Here is a 16298-nt window from a genome sequence, read left to right as displayed (position 1 = left end):
TATTACGGCTTTTTACGGGCATCGTCCTTTCGTTTTTGGATCAGATCGCAGGCCTGAAATGCCCCGGTCGGATCGATCGCCGTTTTGCCGACCTCAAGATGATCGATCTTGCCCTGCTTGTCGATCACAAATGTGGCTCGGACGCCGTAACCGCTGGTTTCGTTAAATAAACCATACTGCTTGGTCGTTGAACGTTTCCAATCGCTAAGCAACGGAAACGTTACCTTGATGTCTTCGGCAAAGCGCTTATTAGCCGCAAAGCTGTCCATACTGATCCCTAAAACCTGTGTTTCTGTCGCGGCAAATTTGGCGATATCAGCCTGATACGCCTGGAGTTCCTTCGTTCAGCCACCGGTAAAGGCGAGAACATAGAATGCCAAGACGACATTCTTTTTGCCGCGATATTCACTTAGCGTTACCGGATTGCCGGTTGTGTCGGTCAAAGTAAAATCAGGGGCGACATCGCCTACTTTCAGGGTCGTTGTCGGTGCTTGCGGCGTCTGCGCAAATGCCGAAACGACAAAAAGTAGTAACGCCGCGATCGTGATGATCATTTTTGTCATAGGTTTGGGGTTACTAATCCGCGATTTTGACACCGCGAAAGATCGAATCAACGCTCCACACGCCCGACCCGCGGGCCGCGATGTAGAGTAGTACAAAGCAATACAAAACGGCGAGTTCGCCCTTATTTTGAATCGGCAAAACGGCTTGCGTACTAAAATGCCAGCCAAAATATGCTACCGCCATCAGTCCACTTGCCACGAATGCTGCCAAGCCTGCAAAGAAGCCGATCATTATCATCAGGCCACCGATCAGTTCGATCCCGCCGCCGATCGCCATAGCCGTCGATAGTTCGCTGCCCGAAGCGGCAGGCGGAAAACCGAGCAACTTCTGTGAGCCGTGCCACATAAATAAAAACCCGGTGACGATGCGAAGAGTAGCGTAAATATACGTCGAGTATCTGCTTAAAAAGCCGTTCATAGATTCTTCAAACTACGTAGTTGTAAGGTAGTCAGTATAGCTCATTTTATTACATCGTTGTCCTTAAACTTACACATTTTACAATCTTAATTGGGAATTTCGATCACGAGTCGATATCAACGGCGAAATGTGAGAATTCACTCGATATACTTGTTCACCGTGCAAAACTTCGCACTCCGATGCTCAATTCATATTGAGTCGATTGAATAAATGTGGATATTCTATCAATAATTATCGGTTAATTCGACAAATCGGTTGGCACGTGAATTGCGCTTAAACTGTATAGGATTTTCCATTTGCGTAAAAGCATTTGAGACGTGCAGTAAAAATCAGCCGCCTGATTCGGCGGAATTACTATTTCGGCGAAGTTTTGGAATTGGCCAAAACCGTCTTCTGAAGATGATAGTTTGAATCGATCAATTGGTTTCATCGGCGCGATTGATCGTGGAGGTGAAAAATGAACATTCGGCTTTTGTTAGTCGCAACATTACTAACTCTCTCAAGTTTAATTTTCCTAACATTTGAAGCTCCGACCAGCGCCCAACGCACTGATCGCCTCGTAAAAGCAATCCCAAGTACTCAAACTTCCAAACGTTTGATCCCGGAACCATTCAGTTGGCATACGATCGTGAACAATAGCATATCAATTCCCGGTCATACTGTTGTGTTCAGTAGCTATGGACAGCCATCGATCAACTCACAGGGAATGATCGTGTTTAGAGCCCGTAGCACGGGTGGACAGCATATAACCGGCATATTCACGAAGCAGTTCCCGAAAGGCTTTGTGGATGCTATGGCGGACGTTAGCGAGCTAGTTCCATATCCAAACAATTTGGCAACTACGTTTACCGAATTTCCGTCGATTCCTCGGATTGCGATGAATTCTAACTTCACGGCGACGCGCGGCATACATAAGCCGGTCTACCGTTTCCTCCTGCCCGACGGAACTGAAAGCCGGGCCGGCACCACAGGAATCTACGTCGACATCGGCGGAGGATATACAATAACCGGAGCCTCAAAATTGGGGGCTGTACCCGAATTTGAGCAGTACTCCGTCCCAGGTTTCCCTGGTGTTGCATTTGATGTATTTCCCGGATCACCTGCCATCAATGACCGAGGCACGATCGCATTCAAGGGAAACTTCACCATAAATGGAGTCGGAAAGACTGGAATCTTCGCGCGACACCTTCTAAATACACCGGGCGGCGGCAACGGCCCATCTGAGATGATCGCCAGTTCCGATACGGAGATACCCAATTTACCTCCTAGTATGAAGTTCCGCTCCTTTACGTTCGGCTCTACCGCTCCGCCGAGTATCGTCGGAAACGATGTAGTGTTCCTAGGTCTAGATAATGAAGACAATCCGCACTTTGGCGGAATATATCTTGCAAATCTGAAGACTGGAACACAACTTCGTGAGATCGTGGGTATCGGTAAGACGATTCCGGGAGTCAAGACCGGAGAAATTACCCTACTAGGTGAATCGCTGGCATTCGATGGCAGATATCTCGGATTCTGGGCAGCGTGGGGCCGCGAAATGAAGACGGTCCGCCTCTATTGTCCGGAGGATGGCAATAGCGATATTAAGGCCTATTGTAATGGAGTCGACCCACTGAGTGTCTTCGACGAAGATCGTGGAAAATGGTATCAGGAGCGCAATGTGCCCGTTCATCAGGGTATGTTTGTTTACGACCTACATTTAGAACGAGCATATTCAGTAGCTACCACCGATAACGACTTCACTGACTTTCTTTTCTGGGTTTACTCCGGAAAAGCCCCGTCTACTGAAGAGGGTGACGATGATGCTGAGCCTCCAAGATGGCGTTCATCCGCGTTTGGGGCGGTTTCTGACGGGATGATGGCCCTGAAAGCAAGGACTGGCATTCTTAATGATACAAACGAGTACATAGATATAGTTGATGGTCTGTACTTGGGCGATCCGTCATACGATCAGCCGATGAGAGTCGTTGCTGAAACCGGTATGAACGGTGCAAGCATTGACCCAACCCTCACCACCGGATTCCCGGCACCGTTGCCAATCACCGGACTTGGTATTGAACGCGATGGTTTCCGCGGCAATATGTTGGCGATCACTGCGACAATGGCAAACGAAGAGGACAGTTGGGGAGGCATATATATGACTCACGTGACCAGAGGCCCGATGTTCACTAAATAAAAGTGAAGACCGGCTAAAAGGTCAATTGTCATAAATTATGATCATTGTCCGTCGGGACAAAGTGAAATGGGCTTCGCAACACTTGCGAGGCCCATTTCAATGACCGAGTCATTGTTCCCGAAGTTCTACTCCGCCTTACCGACCGCTTTCGGCGGATCGTCGGCTTCAGCGACCGGGGCGGCTAGGCCGAGTTCGGTCGAGCGCCAGAGGTTTGACACCAATAGTTCTCGAATAAACGTCATTTCCTTGGGTAACCGATCATAAAGCTTAAAGAAAAGCTCGTCGTGCATCGCGATCTCCTTGAGCCACATATCGCGGTCGAGATGCATCACTTTGTCGAACTGTTCCCTGCTAAAGTCGAGTCCGCGCCAGTCCATATCCTCATAACGCGGCATCCAGCCAAGCGGCGTTTCGATACCCACGGATTTACCTCTTGAACGCTCGACTATCCATTTCAGGACACGCATATTCTCGCCGTAACCGGGCCAGGCGAATTTGCCGTTCTCATCCTTGAGAAACCAGTTGACCGAAAATATCCGCGGCGGTTCCGGCACGTTACGGCCGACGTCGAGCCAATGGCCGAAGTAGTCGCCCATGTGATATCCGCAAAACGGTAGCATTGCAAAAGGATCGCGGCGAACCTCGCCGATATTGCCGAATGCCGCGGCGGTCATCTCCGATCCCATCGTTGCGGCCATATAGACGCCAAATGCCCAATTGAACGATTGCTGTATAAGCGGCACGACGCTGTTACGGCGTCCGCCGAATATGAATGCCGAGATCGGTACACCCTTTGGATCGTCAAATCGTGTGTCTGCGACCGGGCATTGGCTGATCGGAGCAGTGAAACGCGAATTGGCGTGGGCCGCTTTACCGTCGTTGGCCGGTGTCCAATCGTTGCCCTGCCAATCGATAGCGTGTGCCGGAGCGTCACCGTCCATTCCCTCCCACCAAATGTCGCCGTCGTCAGTCAGTGCGACATTGGTAAAGATCGTATTGGCCTTGATCGACTCCATCGCGTTCGGATTGGTCGAATAATTAGTGCCGGGAGCGACACCAAAAAATCCAAATTCGGGATTGATCGCCCTTAGCTTGCCGTTTTCGTCGGGCTTGATCCAGGCGATATCGTCGCCGATCGTGGTGATCTCCCAGCCCTCTTCGCGAAATTCCTTAGGCGGGATCAGCATTGCAAAATTTGTCTTGCCGCAGGCCGACGGAAATGCCGCACAGACATAGTCCTTATGGCCGTCCGGCGATTTAACGCCGACGATCAGCATATGTTCGGCGAGCCACCCCTGAGCACGTCCGAGTGTCGAGGCGATTCGAAGCGCGAGGCACTTTTTGCCCAAGAGAGCGTTGCCGCCGTAGCCGGAGCCGTACGATATGATCGAATTCTCCTCAGGAAAGTGAACGATGTATTTATCTTTCGGGTCCGGCGAGCACGGCCACGCCACGTCGGCCTGTCCGGCGGCAAGCGGCATTCCGACCGAGTGCAGACACCGTGTAAATTCGCCGTCCCCGAGTGCCTCCAATGCAAGCGTTCCCATACGCGTCATTATCTTCATATTGACCGCAACGTAGGGCGAATCGGTGATCTCAACGCCAAACTGCGAGATAGGTGACCCGATCGGTCCCATACAGAACGGCACAACATACATCGTGCGGCCCGTCATACTGCCGTCAAATTTCCCTTTCAGGAGAGCCTTCATCTCGAGCGGAGCCATCCAATTATTGGTCGGCCCGGCATCGCCCTTGGCGAGCGAACAAATGTAGGTTCGATCTTCGACACGTGCCACATCTGACGGGTGTGAGCGAGCCAGGAATGAATTAGGCCGCTTTTCTTCGTTGAGCTTAACAAAGGTGCCGGCGTCGACCATTTCGCGGCAAAGTCGGTCGTACTCCTCGCTCGAACCGTCACACCAATAAACGGTGTCGGGTTTGCACAGTTGCACCGCCTCGGTGACAAACTTGATAAGCTCCTCGTTCGTGATCGTTGATGGAATGTTCAGATCAGTCATAAAATTGAGTTCCTCAAAATGGGATACTATTAAAATATTTAATAAAATTGAGCAAACGAGCGATAAGGCTCATTTCTTGACGCTATTTGGATAGGTTATCACGGCATCACGAAATTGTTAACAGAAGTTCTTCGGAATAATCGTAGACTGATGAATAGTGCATCTGACGATCTCAATTCCCATTCGGGCGGCCGCAGCCAAAGTGTCCCAAATTCCATCGAGATTACAAAAAATTCCATAATGCCTTCTCATCTGGCTAACCAGCTTGTTTTCAAATATTTACAAACAGCAGGTGTCCCTAATTAATTTTCGATATTCTGACAATTTGGGACACCCTAACTTTTGTGATGATTGCAGTTACGAGCTCAAAGTGTCCCTAATTAATTTCGTCCCCCTCGACCCCAATTTTTCGTGAGAAAATTCACACTAATTTGCGGTCAGGCTCGTTTTGCATATCTTGACGCAGTCGTCTTTGCGACACCCAACTTTGCGGCGATCCCGCGTGCACTCATTCCCGTCAAAGCGAGCGATTTAGCACGTCGGATGAGGCCAATATCTAGTTTCGGGCCCGGCTTAGACTTAGTCCCCTTCAGCCAGGGCATCTGGCAGTGCAGCTCTTCGGGTTCGGAGGTGATGAAGTCAAAGCCCAGAAAATTCTCGAGCGGCGGAGTATCGGCGGAGTTAAGTCCGATCCGGGCGGCGAGATCGAGTTTGGCAAGGCGATAGACCGCGACGTTCTCCTCGCCGTACTCGATGCGGCCCGAGCGGCACTTGATCTGTTTGAGATACCTCAGATCGGGCTCAATGCGTGAGCGCCCAATGGCAAAGATCGAGTCGGCGACCTTGGTCAGATCGCCTGATCCCTGCAGTTCCCTCTCGGTCAGAAAGCCCGGCCTTATCGACTTTGGCGTGTGGGCGATCACGAGGATCGAGAGCCCCAGACACTTTTTCAGAGTTTGCAGGCTCTCCATCAGTTGAAAGGCTATAGTCGCATTGGCACTGCGCCCGCGTGTGAGGAACGAGATATTATCGATCACCAAAACTGTTGCTTCGAATGCATTCGATTTGACCTTGATATCCTCCAGGAGCATCTCTGTATAGTCGCGGTACCCCTCGATCAACCTGCCGTCCCAGAAGCACTCAGCCCGCAGGAAATCGGGTGAAAAGCGATAGTTGTGTTCAAGCTTGGCTCCGTCCGGCGTCGTCAGTGCGTATCTCTGTGCGAGTTGCCAGCGATCCATCTCAAAATCAATATAGAGCACCTTGTGCGGACGGATCTCCGGACCTTTGCGATCTTTGAAAACGGGTTGCCGGACGCCGCGTGCCAGACACTCCGAGATCTGTGCCGCCAGAATACTCTTGCCGACACCCGACGGTGCAAACATCAACGAAAGCTCGTCCATCCGCCAAAACGGCCCAAAGAGCTCGCACAACGGCGGCGCCTCGCAACCGCTGGCGATGAACGTATCTGTCCTATCCACGATCAGCATCTCCGGCAGATCCGCGTATTCCTTCGGATTCCGCTTGCGATACCTCGCCCGCTCCTTCTCATACGCTGCGTTTGCCGCCTTCAACTCCTCGTTCGGTTCCCAATCGGTCGCCGAATCATACCGCGAGTCATCGTAGACATACTCATCTTCAGACTCACTTTCGGGCAATTCTACACTTTTAGTCATAGTTCAATTTTAATCCGATTGGTGCGTGCCGTCAAGAGCATTCTGTTTCATCTATGCAATATTCAGAGCGAATCTGAGGTAATTTGGATCTCTGATCGCTTATCTGACCATTAGCAACCGCTGTGGAACCGCAATAAAGATGACGGTGTCAGGCACTGCGATTGCCGTCTGTAAGGGCAGGAACGCGAGTGTGATGGGTCGGCGAGTCCTTTGAGTCTGTCTGGTCTATCGAGTCTATCGAGTCTTTTAGGCGGAATGGGGAAGAACCCGGAAAGAACCTAGTCGCTATCGCTCCCGGTTCTGACAGATGTTCGCCGCGAACAGATCCATTGACACCAAAGAGCAACAGGTACAAAATGACGCTATCGCCGCTTCGCAAAACTCCACGACCGGCGAATGGCCAAAAGGCGATCGCCCTTTCGCTCGATCGCGTCGAAAGAGAAGGGCAATGTCCGGAGAAGTTTAATGAAAGATCATAGTATCGAAATCCTGCCCCGTATCGCTACATCGACACGGCAACCAGGATCGCTCACACGATCGAGAAGTATGAATCCGAACAGAGAATTGCAATATCGCAAGTGTGACCCCGATTTTATGAGCCAAACAATCGATTGTCACCATCCCCAAGTAAAAGAATGTCTCGATCTTGCTCAAGATATTCATGCATCCATTGTGTAACAACATTCAGAGGTCTTTCGACAACTAAAACAAGATTCGCATCGGGTTTGTTTTGGAGGTATTTGTATTCATAAAGCTGGCTCACGCCTTTTCTGATCTGGCTACGAACATTGTCATCTGTCGTCGATTTCATTTCGAAGATAAAGTCATTGTCCAAGTTAACCGCAAGGTCTATTAGATCGTTGCTTTTGGGAATTCCACCAGCCGCAGAAATGCGCTCTGCCGTTATGTTTATCAAGTTACGATACGAAACCCTTGTCCGGTCCTGTATAGCGTCATTCCTATACATGATTACTTTTTCGCGGGCCTCACGCGGGTGTCCTTGCGGCTTAGCCGCTCTATTTGCGGAAAAGCTGTGCTTTTCCGGCAGACTTAGCTAGCCCTTGCGGCTATGCCGCCGGTCTCCATTTGATCTGTTTGTGATCGGTTATTAGAGGTTCGATTTCCAACGAGTTTCCGTGCCATTGTCGCGAACTCGAATATAGATAATCATCAGGATGCTCGGTCAAACCGGCTCGAACAGGATTTAGCTGAATATAATTGACCTTTTGCATAAATGCGTCTTCGCCCGTTATCCGAAGTGCGTTTGGGTGATGTTCGTAAACCGAATGTTTATGATTTTTCCCGCGATCTTGTATACGGAGTTTGGCAATCGAACTTTCGTAACCATTCTCTTTTAGATAATTAATCAAACGCTTTGCCGAAACGCCGTTCAGGTAACGCAATACTTCTCTCATCTCGCGTGCATTGTCCGTCAACACATGAGTGTGATCGGGCATGATGACATAGGCGAAAATCATAATTCCGGCCGATTTTCTCGCTTCGTCGAATGCATCACAGACGATCTGTTTAACCTCATCCGTTTGAAAGATCGGCAGACGACGGTGTGCCACCGAGGTTAGATAGTAAGCGGGATTATCTCTGGATACCTGAAACATTCGACAAATCAGCGGCGTAGCCGCAAGAGTTAGAGAAGACTATCGGAAAAGCACAGCTTTTCCGCAAATAGAGCGGCACAGCCGCGAAAGCAATTGATTTTCCAACGATTTTCGATCCACAATATAATTATGACAATCGAAGAACTCGACCATTATATTTCAAATCATATTCTAACGAAAAACCCGCGTTACCAGGATATTGAGGGAGCTCCTTTTAGAATTGGAGAGATAGTGAAAGTTCTCGAAAATCCAAGTAACGACGAAACCTTTGATATCGAATTCGCAAATAAACGCGGCAAAATAAAGTTTTTTGAATATGAAAGTGGTTGTGGGCAGAGTGAGGTGGTCCTAAAAAGTGAGACACGAGTGTTGCTTAGTTTTTACTCCTTTTGTTGAATTTTTGTCAATTGATGTTGATGTTAAAAAAACGACGAACCGCGCGGTTCGTCGTTCGATGGCGGTGGCCGGTTTCGAAGGCGAGTGGGCTCAGGTAGCCTCGGCTATCCAACCCAAAAGCCCGTCGAAACGGGTTGAGAATCCAGAGACGACCAATACCTCGTCGTCGGTCTTATGAAACTGCGGTTAAAGGACAGCTTTGGGATGACAGCCGTTGGGGAAAAGGCGGCTTCGTCCCTGAAAGGGACAAATATAATAGCCCAGGGTAAGGCTCAGAGCCGCCACCCTGGGAACATATCACCAATAGATTCCGACCCTGACGGGGTCGAACAAACACCGGCGACGGATGTTGCTCCCCTTCAGGGAGCGAACGACCCGGACGTTTCCCCGGGGTTTCACCCCGGGCTATTATCTTCGTCACCTTCGGCGACGGGCGGCGTTTACCGCGTCATCGGTCAGCCAGAGGACATTGACGGGGCGGGGCTTTATTTTTCGGAGTATGCGAGTTTGATCGAGTTCATTCCGCGGAGGATGACGCGTTGGCGGCGGACTACGCGTTTTCGGTTTTTGGCGGGGTTAAAGACGTTGAGCGGACTCGGGATCATAGCGGCGAGGAATGCGGCGTCTTCGCGGGTCAGGTCCGACGCACTTTTCTTGAAATAGAACCGCGAAGCGGCCTCGGCTCCGTAGATGCCGTCGCCCCACTCGATGATGTTCAGATATATCTCGAGAATACGTTTTTTGGTCAATTCCCGTTCGAGAAAATAGGTATAGACGGCTTCCCTGCCCTTTCTAAGGAAATTGCGATCTTCGGAAAGAAAAAGGTTTTTGGAAAGCTGCTGCGTGACGGTCGATGCACCGCGTTTGAAACTGGGCATCGGCGGGATCCAGTCGTTCGGGTCATAGTCGCCCTCTTCTTTGGCTTCTTTTTCGCCTTCCTTGACGGCCTCGTCCCACGCGGCCTGGATAGCGTCCCAGTCAAAACCATTGTGCTGAAAAAATCTGGAATCTTCGCCGGCAAGCACGGCCCTTTGCAGATTTGGCGAGATCTGCTCGATCGGCGTCCAGATCATCGCTTTCTTAGGCTCTTTGCCCTCGGCCCGGGCCTCGGAAATGCGAAATTCGATCATCGACGACGTGGTCGGATTCTCGGTCCGCAGACGTGAAATAGCGGGAAACGTGATCAATTCGTACCCGATCCACACCGCGACCGCCCCGGCAAAGATAATGAAAAGCAATTTGGTCCAGTACCACATCGTTAGTCGTAAATAGTAAATCGTGGATCGCGATTAGTAAATGGCGGAGCGTGAGTTGTAAGTCGGCGAAGGTCGTTCAACTAGGGCAGAACCCGGACCTTCTTTTGCCGATCCTTCATAATCCACGCTCAACCCACGATTCTCGATTTACTATTTACAATTTACAATTTACTATTTCTCATTATGGGTCAATACGATAATGTCGTTGCTGTAGTTCTCGGAGGCGGAGCAGGTTCGCGGCTTTTTCCGCTCACGCACGAACGGTCAAAACCGGCGGTTCCGCTTGGCGGGACTTATCGACTGATCGATGTGCCGGTCTCAAATTGTATCAATTCAGATATAACCCAGATATTTGTCCTTACGCAGTACAATTCGGCGTCGCTCAATCGACATATTTCGCGGACGTATCGATTTTCGAGCTTTACGACCGGTTTTGTGGAGGTATTGGCGGCCGAGCAGACCAAGGATAACCCCGAATGGTTTCAGGGCACTGCCGATGCCGTTCGTCAGATGTTGCCGCACCTGCGCGACTGGAAGGTGGATACACTGCTGATTCTGTCGGGCGACCATTTGTACCGAATGGACTACCGCAAGTTTCTGGATCGTCACTTCAGCACCGGTGCGGACCTGACCGTCTCGGTCGTGCCGTGCCGTCCCGATGAGGCAGAGGAATTTGGACTGCTGAAAACAGATGCGAGCGGAGCGATCCACGAATTTAAGGAAAAGCCGAAAGGCGACGACCTAGAGCAAATGCGGGTGGATACGACTAATTTCGGGCTCGACTCGGAGGAAGCGGCCAAACGCCCTTATTTGGCGTCGATGGGAATCTACGTTTTTAATTACAACAAGTTGGTCGATCTGCTCAAAACGGATCGCACCTGGGTGGACTTTGGCCGCGAGATCATCCCGGCGGCGATCAATAATTTTAATGTTCAGGCATATCTTTTCGACGGCTATTGGGAAGATATCGGGACGATCAAGGCATTTTACGAGGCCAATCTCGATCTGGCGGCACCGCTGCCAAAATTCAATTTTTTTGATACTGAGGCTCCCATCTACACCCGTAGTCGCTATCTGCCGCCGTCGAAATTGCACGATTGCGATATCGACAATTCGATGGTCAGCGAAGGCTGTATCCTAAACGGCGTAACGGCGAGACGGTCGATAATCGGGCTGAGATGCAGGATCGATCACGGGACGACGATCGAAGAATCGATCATAATGGGATCAGACTTTCTCGAATCGATCGAGGAGATGTGCGAGATGATCGCTCAGGGCAAACCTGCCATCGGCATCGGCAAAGACACCGTGATCAAGCGGGCCATCATCGACAAGAATGTGCGGATCGGTAACAACGTAAGGCTCGTGAATAAGGACGGGATCGACCATTTCGATCACGAGAGCAAATGGTACTATATCCGCGACGGCATCATCATCGTCCCTAAAAACGCGATCATTCCCGACGGCACCGAGATATAAGCTTAACGTTTTGAGCGATCGCGCCGGATCATATACCCTTCGCGTGCTCTGACAACGGTGCCGGGGCGGTTGGTCTTGACCTTAACGATCGCTCGTTTGCCGGCAACGCGTTCGTTCGCCGGATAATATCCAATACTATAAAATTCGCGCAACTCGCTCGCTATCTTAGAATATGCGGCGGCAAGGTTGCCGAGCGTCGTGGCATCGTATCGCCTGCCGCCAGTGCGTGCAGCGAGAGCTTCGAGATATTCCTCAGCTCGTCGATATTCTTCAGCCGTCGTTCCGCGATTGCCGGGCGACCCGGAGCTTGGAACCGGGAAACCCGACGGGTCGCCGCCGACCGGCGGCAAAGGGCTCCGGATCGTGGGTTTGCCGATGACCGAACCATTTTTCATTGCCTGAACGTCTGCGAAGGTATCGTACCTGATCGTATAGATCAGCGAATCGAGCTCCATCGCGTCATCGAGATTATTACGGTCGTGGACACGCCGACTGGTGGTGTCGACACCATCCGTAAACAGAATTATCGCCTTGCGGCCGCGGATGCTCCGCATACGGTCATTTATCGTCAGATCGACCGCTTCGTACAGGCTGGTGCCGGTCGATATCCGCGTTCGTTTGATCGCCCTATAGATCGACGCCCGGTCGCTGGTCGCCTCGCAGAGCATATGCACGTCCTGGTCAAACGAGATCACCATCACCTTATCTTGCGGCCGCAGTTGGTCAATAAAGGCTATCGCCGCCGATTGGATCTCGGCGATCTTGAATGTCGTCGAATAACTCATATCAAGCACCAGAGCGACCGTGAACGGTTCGTTCTCATTAGCGAAAAGGGCGATCTGCTGCTCGACGCCGTCCTCATATACCTTAAAGTCTTCGCGGGTAAGGCCCTCGACAAAACGGCCTTTCTTGTCCATCACGCGGATCGGGACCGAAACGAGCTGTGTTTCGACTTTGATGATTTCGTCGTCGGCCGCCGTGGCCGACGATGGATCGGGAGCAGTTTCCGCAGGAGTCGGCGATGGCTGGGCCGCCGGCGGCCGTTCATTCAAACGCCCGTTTCCAACCGGATTAACGCGGCCCGATTGAGCCGACGCTACGCCGACCGCGAACATCGCGGCAAGCAGAAATATGTTGACGATTCGTCTCGACATTAGGATCAACTCGACCAAGTTATCGCGTTCGATGCTGTTCGTACAGCCAAAAGATGCCGCGAGGTAAAAAAAGAAGCCGGGCAAACCCCGGCTTCTCGGTCTAACACATCGATCGATATCAGATCACTTTCCTGCCAGTGTGCGATTGGTCTGGCCGACGATGTAACTGTTTTTCGCCCGGACGACTACGTCCTGACGCATCACTCGGATCTTGATCTGTTTACGGTCGCCGACCTTGCCGACCACATCCGGATAATACCCGAGTGAGTACTGGCGGCGAAGTTCTTCGGCAATTCCCGAAAATGCGGCATCGATATTCAGCAGTGACGATGCTTCGAATGCACGACCACCGCTACTGGCGGCCAGAGCCTCGAGATACTTGCGGCCCATATCATATTCGCCGCCACCGCTACCCCGACCGCCGCCGCCACGACCGCCTGAGCCGACATTGACATTGCCTCCGACCAGGATGCCGGCGAGGATGTCGGCAAGCGTAACACGGCCGCCTCTGCCCCTCGGCCGACTTTGCGGGAATGTCTGGCCGCCGCCCATATCGCGGGACGTATCGTAGCGGATGGTGTAAAAAAGGGCATCGACCTCCTCGGTATCCTTGATCGTGCTCTGAGACGTCGCCCTTTTCGAGGTTGTATCAACGCCGTCAGTAAAAAGCACCACGGCCTTTCGCCCGCGTATCTGGCGGAGCTCCTGATTAATGGCGTAATCGACGGCCTCGTACAGACCGGTACCGTCGCCGAACTGAGCTTGGCGGATCGCATCACGAAGCTGGTAGCGATTATTGGTCGGAGGACACAAGACATTGACGTTCTGGTCAAAAGATATCACCATCACGCGGTCAGCCGGACGAAGCTTGTCAACGAACGTGATCGCCGCCTGCTGTATCTCATCAATACGAAATTGAGTCGAAGGGCTCACGTCGATCAATAAAACCACGGTGAACGGTTGCTCGACCGACTGAAAATAATCGACCTTCTGCTCAACGCCATTCTCGAAAATCTTAAAATCTTGCTGACGAAGACCCGATATAAAGCGGCCGTCGCGATCGAGAACGGAAACCGGCATCGTCACCAGATTGGTCTCGACCTTGATCACCTCGTTTTCGTCAAAAATGTCCGGCGTTGGACTCGCGTCCGGCTTCGGTGACGGAGCATTGCGACCGCCTTGCAAAACGGGTGGGCCGCCGGCACTTCTGGATTCGGAGTCGTTGTAAATTGTCGGCGGTGCCGGCGTCGTAGCAACTCGCGGCCGTGTCGAATTGGTCGACTGAGCCATCGCAACGCTTACCGAAAGGCCGAAAAATAGGATTCCAAGGGCAATTTTCTTCATCTTGATCCGATCCCTGCCCTGCTGCTAACTCCTTTGCAAAGCGGTCTCTTTGATTGTTCATCGCAGAAAATCGTTGCTAAGAAATTGCATCAAGCGACGCGATGGCCAGATCGTGGAATTGACGCCGCACCGAGTTGAGCAAAACGAACGGCAGATCGCGGTGATGGGTCCGGTTTGTAAGCAGAATAAAGACCCTTTCCTTGACCGGATCGATCCATAGACTGGTGCCCGTAAACCCCAGATGGCCAAAGCTCTCGGGCGACATTTTTACGCCCGCGGTCGACTCCGGCGTTGTCGCAAGCTGAAATCCGAGGGATCGATGCTCATTGGCACACGGCGAGAAATTGCGTTGAAAAAGGCCGCAGGTCTCAGGCGAAACGAGCTTTGAAAATTCGGGCAAAAACTGGTGTGCGATCTGAAAGACATTGTCCGCCGTCGAAAACAAGCCTGCGTGACCTGAGACACCACCCATAAAATGAGCGTTTCCGTCGTGAACCTCGCCCCAGATCATTTCACTCCGCAGTACATTGGGCTTGATCGGCAACTGCGGGAAGTCACGCTCGCACGTCTGCCTTTCGAAACCGTTTCCGCATTCGCTGGCGGCGGTCGAGCGAAGGTAGAAGCTCGGCGGACAAAAAAATGTGCGGTTAAGCGAAAGCGGCTCAAAGATCATTTCGATCGCTGCGTCATCCAGCGTCCGGCCGGTTACGCGTTCGATCAGTCGACCGAGTGCGATGTAATTGAGGTCGCTGTAGGTGACCGAGTTGGCGTCCGTTAGCATCGCAGAATCAGCGATCTCAGCCACGATATCGTCCGGCGAATCGGCACATAAATATAGCGGCAGCCAAGCGGTGAGCCGAGATGTGTGCGTCAGCAGTTCCCCAACGGTGATCTCATTTTTATCCGCCGCAGCAAAATCCGGCAGAAGGTCCGCAACGCGGTCATCCAGTGATATCTCGCCCTGGTCGATCAGAATGGCACTGAGCAGGCCGGTAACCAGCGGCTTTGTGATGCTGGCGAGATCATATATCGTATCGGGCTGCGCGTCGATCTCCTCCGGCACGACGACCGCGCGCCCAACTGCATCGTGGGCGACGACGGCACCGTTCTGCGCTACCAAATAGACCGCCGACGGAAAGTCGCCGGCGTCGATCCGCCCAAGCAGGAGATCTGAGATCGCTTCGATCTTCATTTTAGTTTTAGCATTGACGCGTGGCTTTCGATCTTCTCCAAAACTCCGACCGCCAAGGCGAGTGCTCGCCGGCCGTCCTCGCCGGTTACGGGCGGCAGTTCGTCTCTTTCGATCGAGTCGAAAAATGCCTCGATCTCTGCCCTGAGCGGCTCGACGTCATTGATCTTAAGCCGATCGATCGATATCCCGAGCAGCGGATGAGCAGCCTCCGGATTCAAGGACGTCACCGAGGCAAATTTCGTTGCGTAATCCAGCACGACATAGGAATTGGTCTGGTAGAACCGTGTCTTTCGGATCTTTTCCGTACCGATCCGCGATGCGGTGATATTCGCGACCGCTCCATTCGCAAACTCGATCCGAGCATTGGCCGCGTCCACCTTGTCAGAGATCACAGGGATCCCGACCGCACGTATCTCCGAAACGGCGACGTCCGCTCCAACAAGCCACTGGACCGCGTCGAGGTCGTGGATCATTACATCGAGAACGACATCAACGTCGAGCGAACGGTTTGGAAACGGTGAAACGCGATGGATCTCAAAATAGAGCGGATTGTCCACCTTTGGCCGCAGTGCGACCATTGCCGGATTGAATCGTTCGAGTTGCCCGACCATCAGCTTTGCACCGGACGCAGCGGCGGCGGCGATCATACGATCGGATTCGGCAAGCGTTAGAGCGATCGGCTTTTCGACCAGGGTATGAACTCCGGCGTCGAGGAATGCGCACGCGATCTCGCAATGCGTTTCGGTCGGCGTGGCGATCGATACCATATCGACCTTGCCGATCAGTGACCGCCAGTCCGCAAACGACGAACATCCATTATCGTTCGCCACACGCGAAGCCGTGGCGGCGTCCGCATCGCAGATGCCGATCATTTCGACACGTCCCGCGGCGGCGATCTCTGCCAAATTTCTAGCGTGGTGACGGCCAAGACTTCCGGTGCCGATCGCGGCAACACGTAACTTTTGAACTGTGCTCATAATTTGATAACAAGCTGCTTTTCAGCAATACTT

16 protein-coding genes are annotated in these 16298 nt (G+C 52.1%); 3 read left to right on the top strand and 13 right to left on the bottom strand.

Translation table 11 applies throughout. The annotated features are described in order from the left end of the window. Positions 1-2: 2 nt before the first annotated feature. Genes IPQ00_05190 through IPQ00_05180 form a run of 3 tightly spaced genes read right to left on the bottom strand, consistent with a single transcriptional unit; the run spans position 3 to position 981 of the window. On the bottom strand, positions 3-314 hold the full coding sequence (locus IPQ00_05190) for a peroxiredoxin family protein (GenBank protein ID MBL0239956.1): 312 nt from the start codon (positions 312-314) through the stop codon (positions 3-5). A gap of 30 nt (positions 315-344) precedes the next feature. Further along, the gene (locus IPQ00_05185; protein MBL0239955.1) at positions 345-563 is read right to left on the bottom strand and encodes a redoxin domain-containing protein; all 219 of its coding nucleotides are present in this window, start codon (positions 561-563) and stop codon (positions 345-347) included. Between the two features lie 13 nt (positions 564-576). Next, positions 577-981 (bottom strand): DoxX family protein, encoded by a 405-nt coding sequence (locus IPQ00_05180; protein ID MBL0239954.1) that lies wholly within the window; start codon positions 979-981, stop codon positions 577-579. Between the two features lie 664 nt (positions 982-1645). Here IPQ00_05180 and IPQ00_05175 point away from each other — a divergent pair. Then, the gene (locus IPQ00_05175; GenBank protein MBL0239953.1) at positions 1646-3157 is read left to right on the top strand and encodes a hypothetical protein; all 1512 of its coding nucleotides are present in this window, start codon (positions 1646-1648) and stop codon (positions 3155-3157) included. Positions 3158-3282: 125 nt separating this feature from the next. Here the strand turns inward: IPQ00_05175 and IPQ00_05170 are convergent, their stop codons facing one another. The 5 genes from IPQ00_05170 to IPQ00_05150 form a co-directional block, all read right to left on the bottom strand. Beyond that, a complete protein-coding gene (locus IPQ00_05170; GenBank protein MBL0239952.1) occupies positions 3283-5175 on the bottom strand; it encodes a phosphoenolpyruvate carboxykinase (GTP) in 1893 nt (630 codons plus the stop codon). Between the two features lie 437 nt (positions 5176-5612). Next, positions 5613-6851, bottom strand: coding sequence for an AAA family ATPase (locus IPQ00_05165; protein MBL0239951.1), 1239 nt, complete (start codon positions 6849-6851; stop codon positions 5613-5615). A 148-nt stretch (positions 6852-6999) separates the two neighbouring features. After that, positions 7000-7206: a hypothetical protein gene (locus tag IPQ00_05160; GenBank protein MBL0239950.1), complete on the bottom strand. Its 207-nt coding sequence runs from the start codon at positions 7204-7206 to the stop codon at positions 7000-7002. A 237-nt stretch (positions 7207-7443) separates the two neighbouring features. Continuing rightward, positions 7444-7767 carry a hypothetical protein gene (locus IPQ00_05155; GenBank protein MBL0239949.1) on the bottom strand — a complete coding sequence of 108 codons (324 nt, stop codon included), beginning with the start codon at positions 7765-7767 and terminating at the stop codon, positions 7444-7446. 151 nt (positions 7768-7918) lie between these two features. Then, positions 7919-8467 (bottom strand): transposase, encoded by a 549-nt coding sequence (locus IPQ00_05150; protein ID MBL0239948.1) that lies wholly within the window; start codon positions 8465-8467, stop codon positions 7919-7921. A 129-nt stretch (positions 8468-8596) separates the two neighbouring features. Here IPQ00_05150 and IPQ00_05145 point away from each other — a divergent pair, with 129 nt between their 5' ends. Further along, positions 8597-8863 carry a hypothetical protein gene (locus tag IPQ00_05145; GenBank protein MBL0239947.1) on the top strand — a complete coding sequence of 89 codons (267 nt, stop codon included), beginning with the start codon at positions 8597-8599 and terminating at the stop codon, positions 8861-8863. A gap of 485 nt (positions 8864-9348) precedes the next feature. Here the strand turns inward: IPQ00_05145 and IPQ00_05140 are convergent, their stop codons facing one another. Then, a complete protein-coding gene (locus IPQ00_05140; GenBank protein MBL0239946.1) occupies positions 9349-10119 on the bottom strand; it encodes a transglycosylase domain-containing protein in 771 nt (256 codons plus the stop codon). A gap of 183 nt (positions 10120-10302) precedes the next feature. Between IPQ00_05140 and IPQ00_05135 the strand changes: the two genes are divergently transcribed. Then, complete coding sequence (locus IPQ00_05135; protein MBL0239945.1) at positions 10303-11598, top strand: glucose-1-phosphate adenylyltransferase; 1296 nt, start codon at positions 10303-10305, stop codon at positions 11596-11598. A 2-nt stretch (positions 11599-11600) separates the two neighbouring features. On the opposite strand, the gene IPQ00_05130 is transcribed toward IPQ00_05135, so the two are convergent. The 4 genes from IPQ00_05130 to IPQ00_05115 form a co-directional block, all read right to left on the bottom strand. Continuing rightward, complete coding sequence (locus IPQ00_05130; GenBank protein ID MBL0239944.1) at positions 11601-12752, bottom strand: VWA domain-containing protein; 1152 nt, start codon at positions 12750-12752, stop codon at positions 11601-11603. 123 nt (positions 12753-12875) lie between these two features. Then, entirely contained in the window at positions 12876-14096 is a 1221-nt protein-coding gene (locus tag IPQ00_05125; GenBank protein ID MBL0239943.1) for a VWA domain-containing protein, read from the bottom strand. Positions 14097-14172: 76 nt separating this feature from the next. Next, the gene (locus IPQ00_05120; protein MBL0239942.1) at positions 14173-15288 is read right to left on the bottom strand and encodes a serine hydrolase; all 1116 of its coding nucleotides are present in this window, start codon (positions 15286-15288) and stop codon (positions 14173-14175) included. Continuing rightward, positions 15285-16265 carry a Gfo/Idh/MocA family oxidoreductase gene (locus IPQ00_05115; GenBank protein ID MBL0239941.1) on the bottom strand — a complete coding sequence of 327 codons (981 nt, stop codon included), beginning with the start codon at positions 16263-16265 and terminating at the stop codon, positions 15285-15287. Before IPQ00_05115 ends, IPQ00_05120 begins: the two co-directional genes overlap by 4 nt. Positions 16266-16298: the final 33 nt, after the last annotated feature.

The organism is Chloracidobacterium sp. (genome assembly GCA_016720705.1).
Taxonomy (GTDB): Bacteria; Acidobacteriota; Blastocatellia; order Pyrinomonadales; family Pyrinomonadaceae; genus OLB17.
This window is presented reverse-complemented; position numbering and strand designations above follow the sequence as displayed.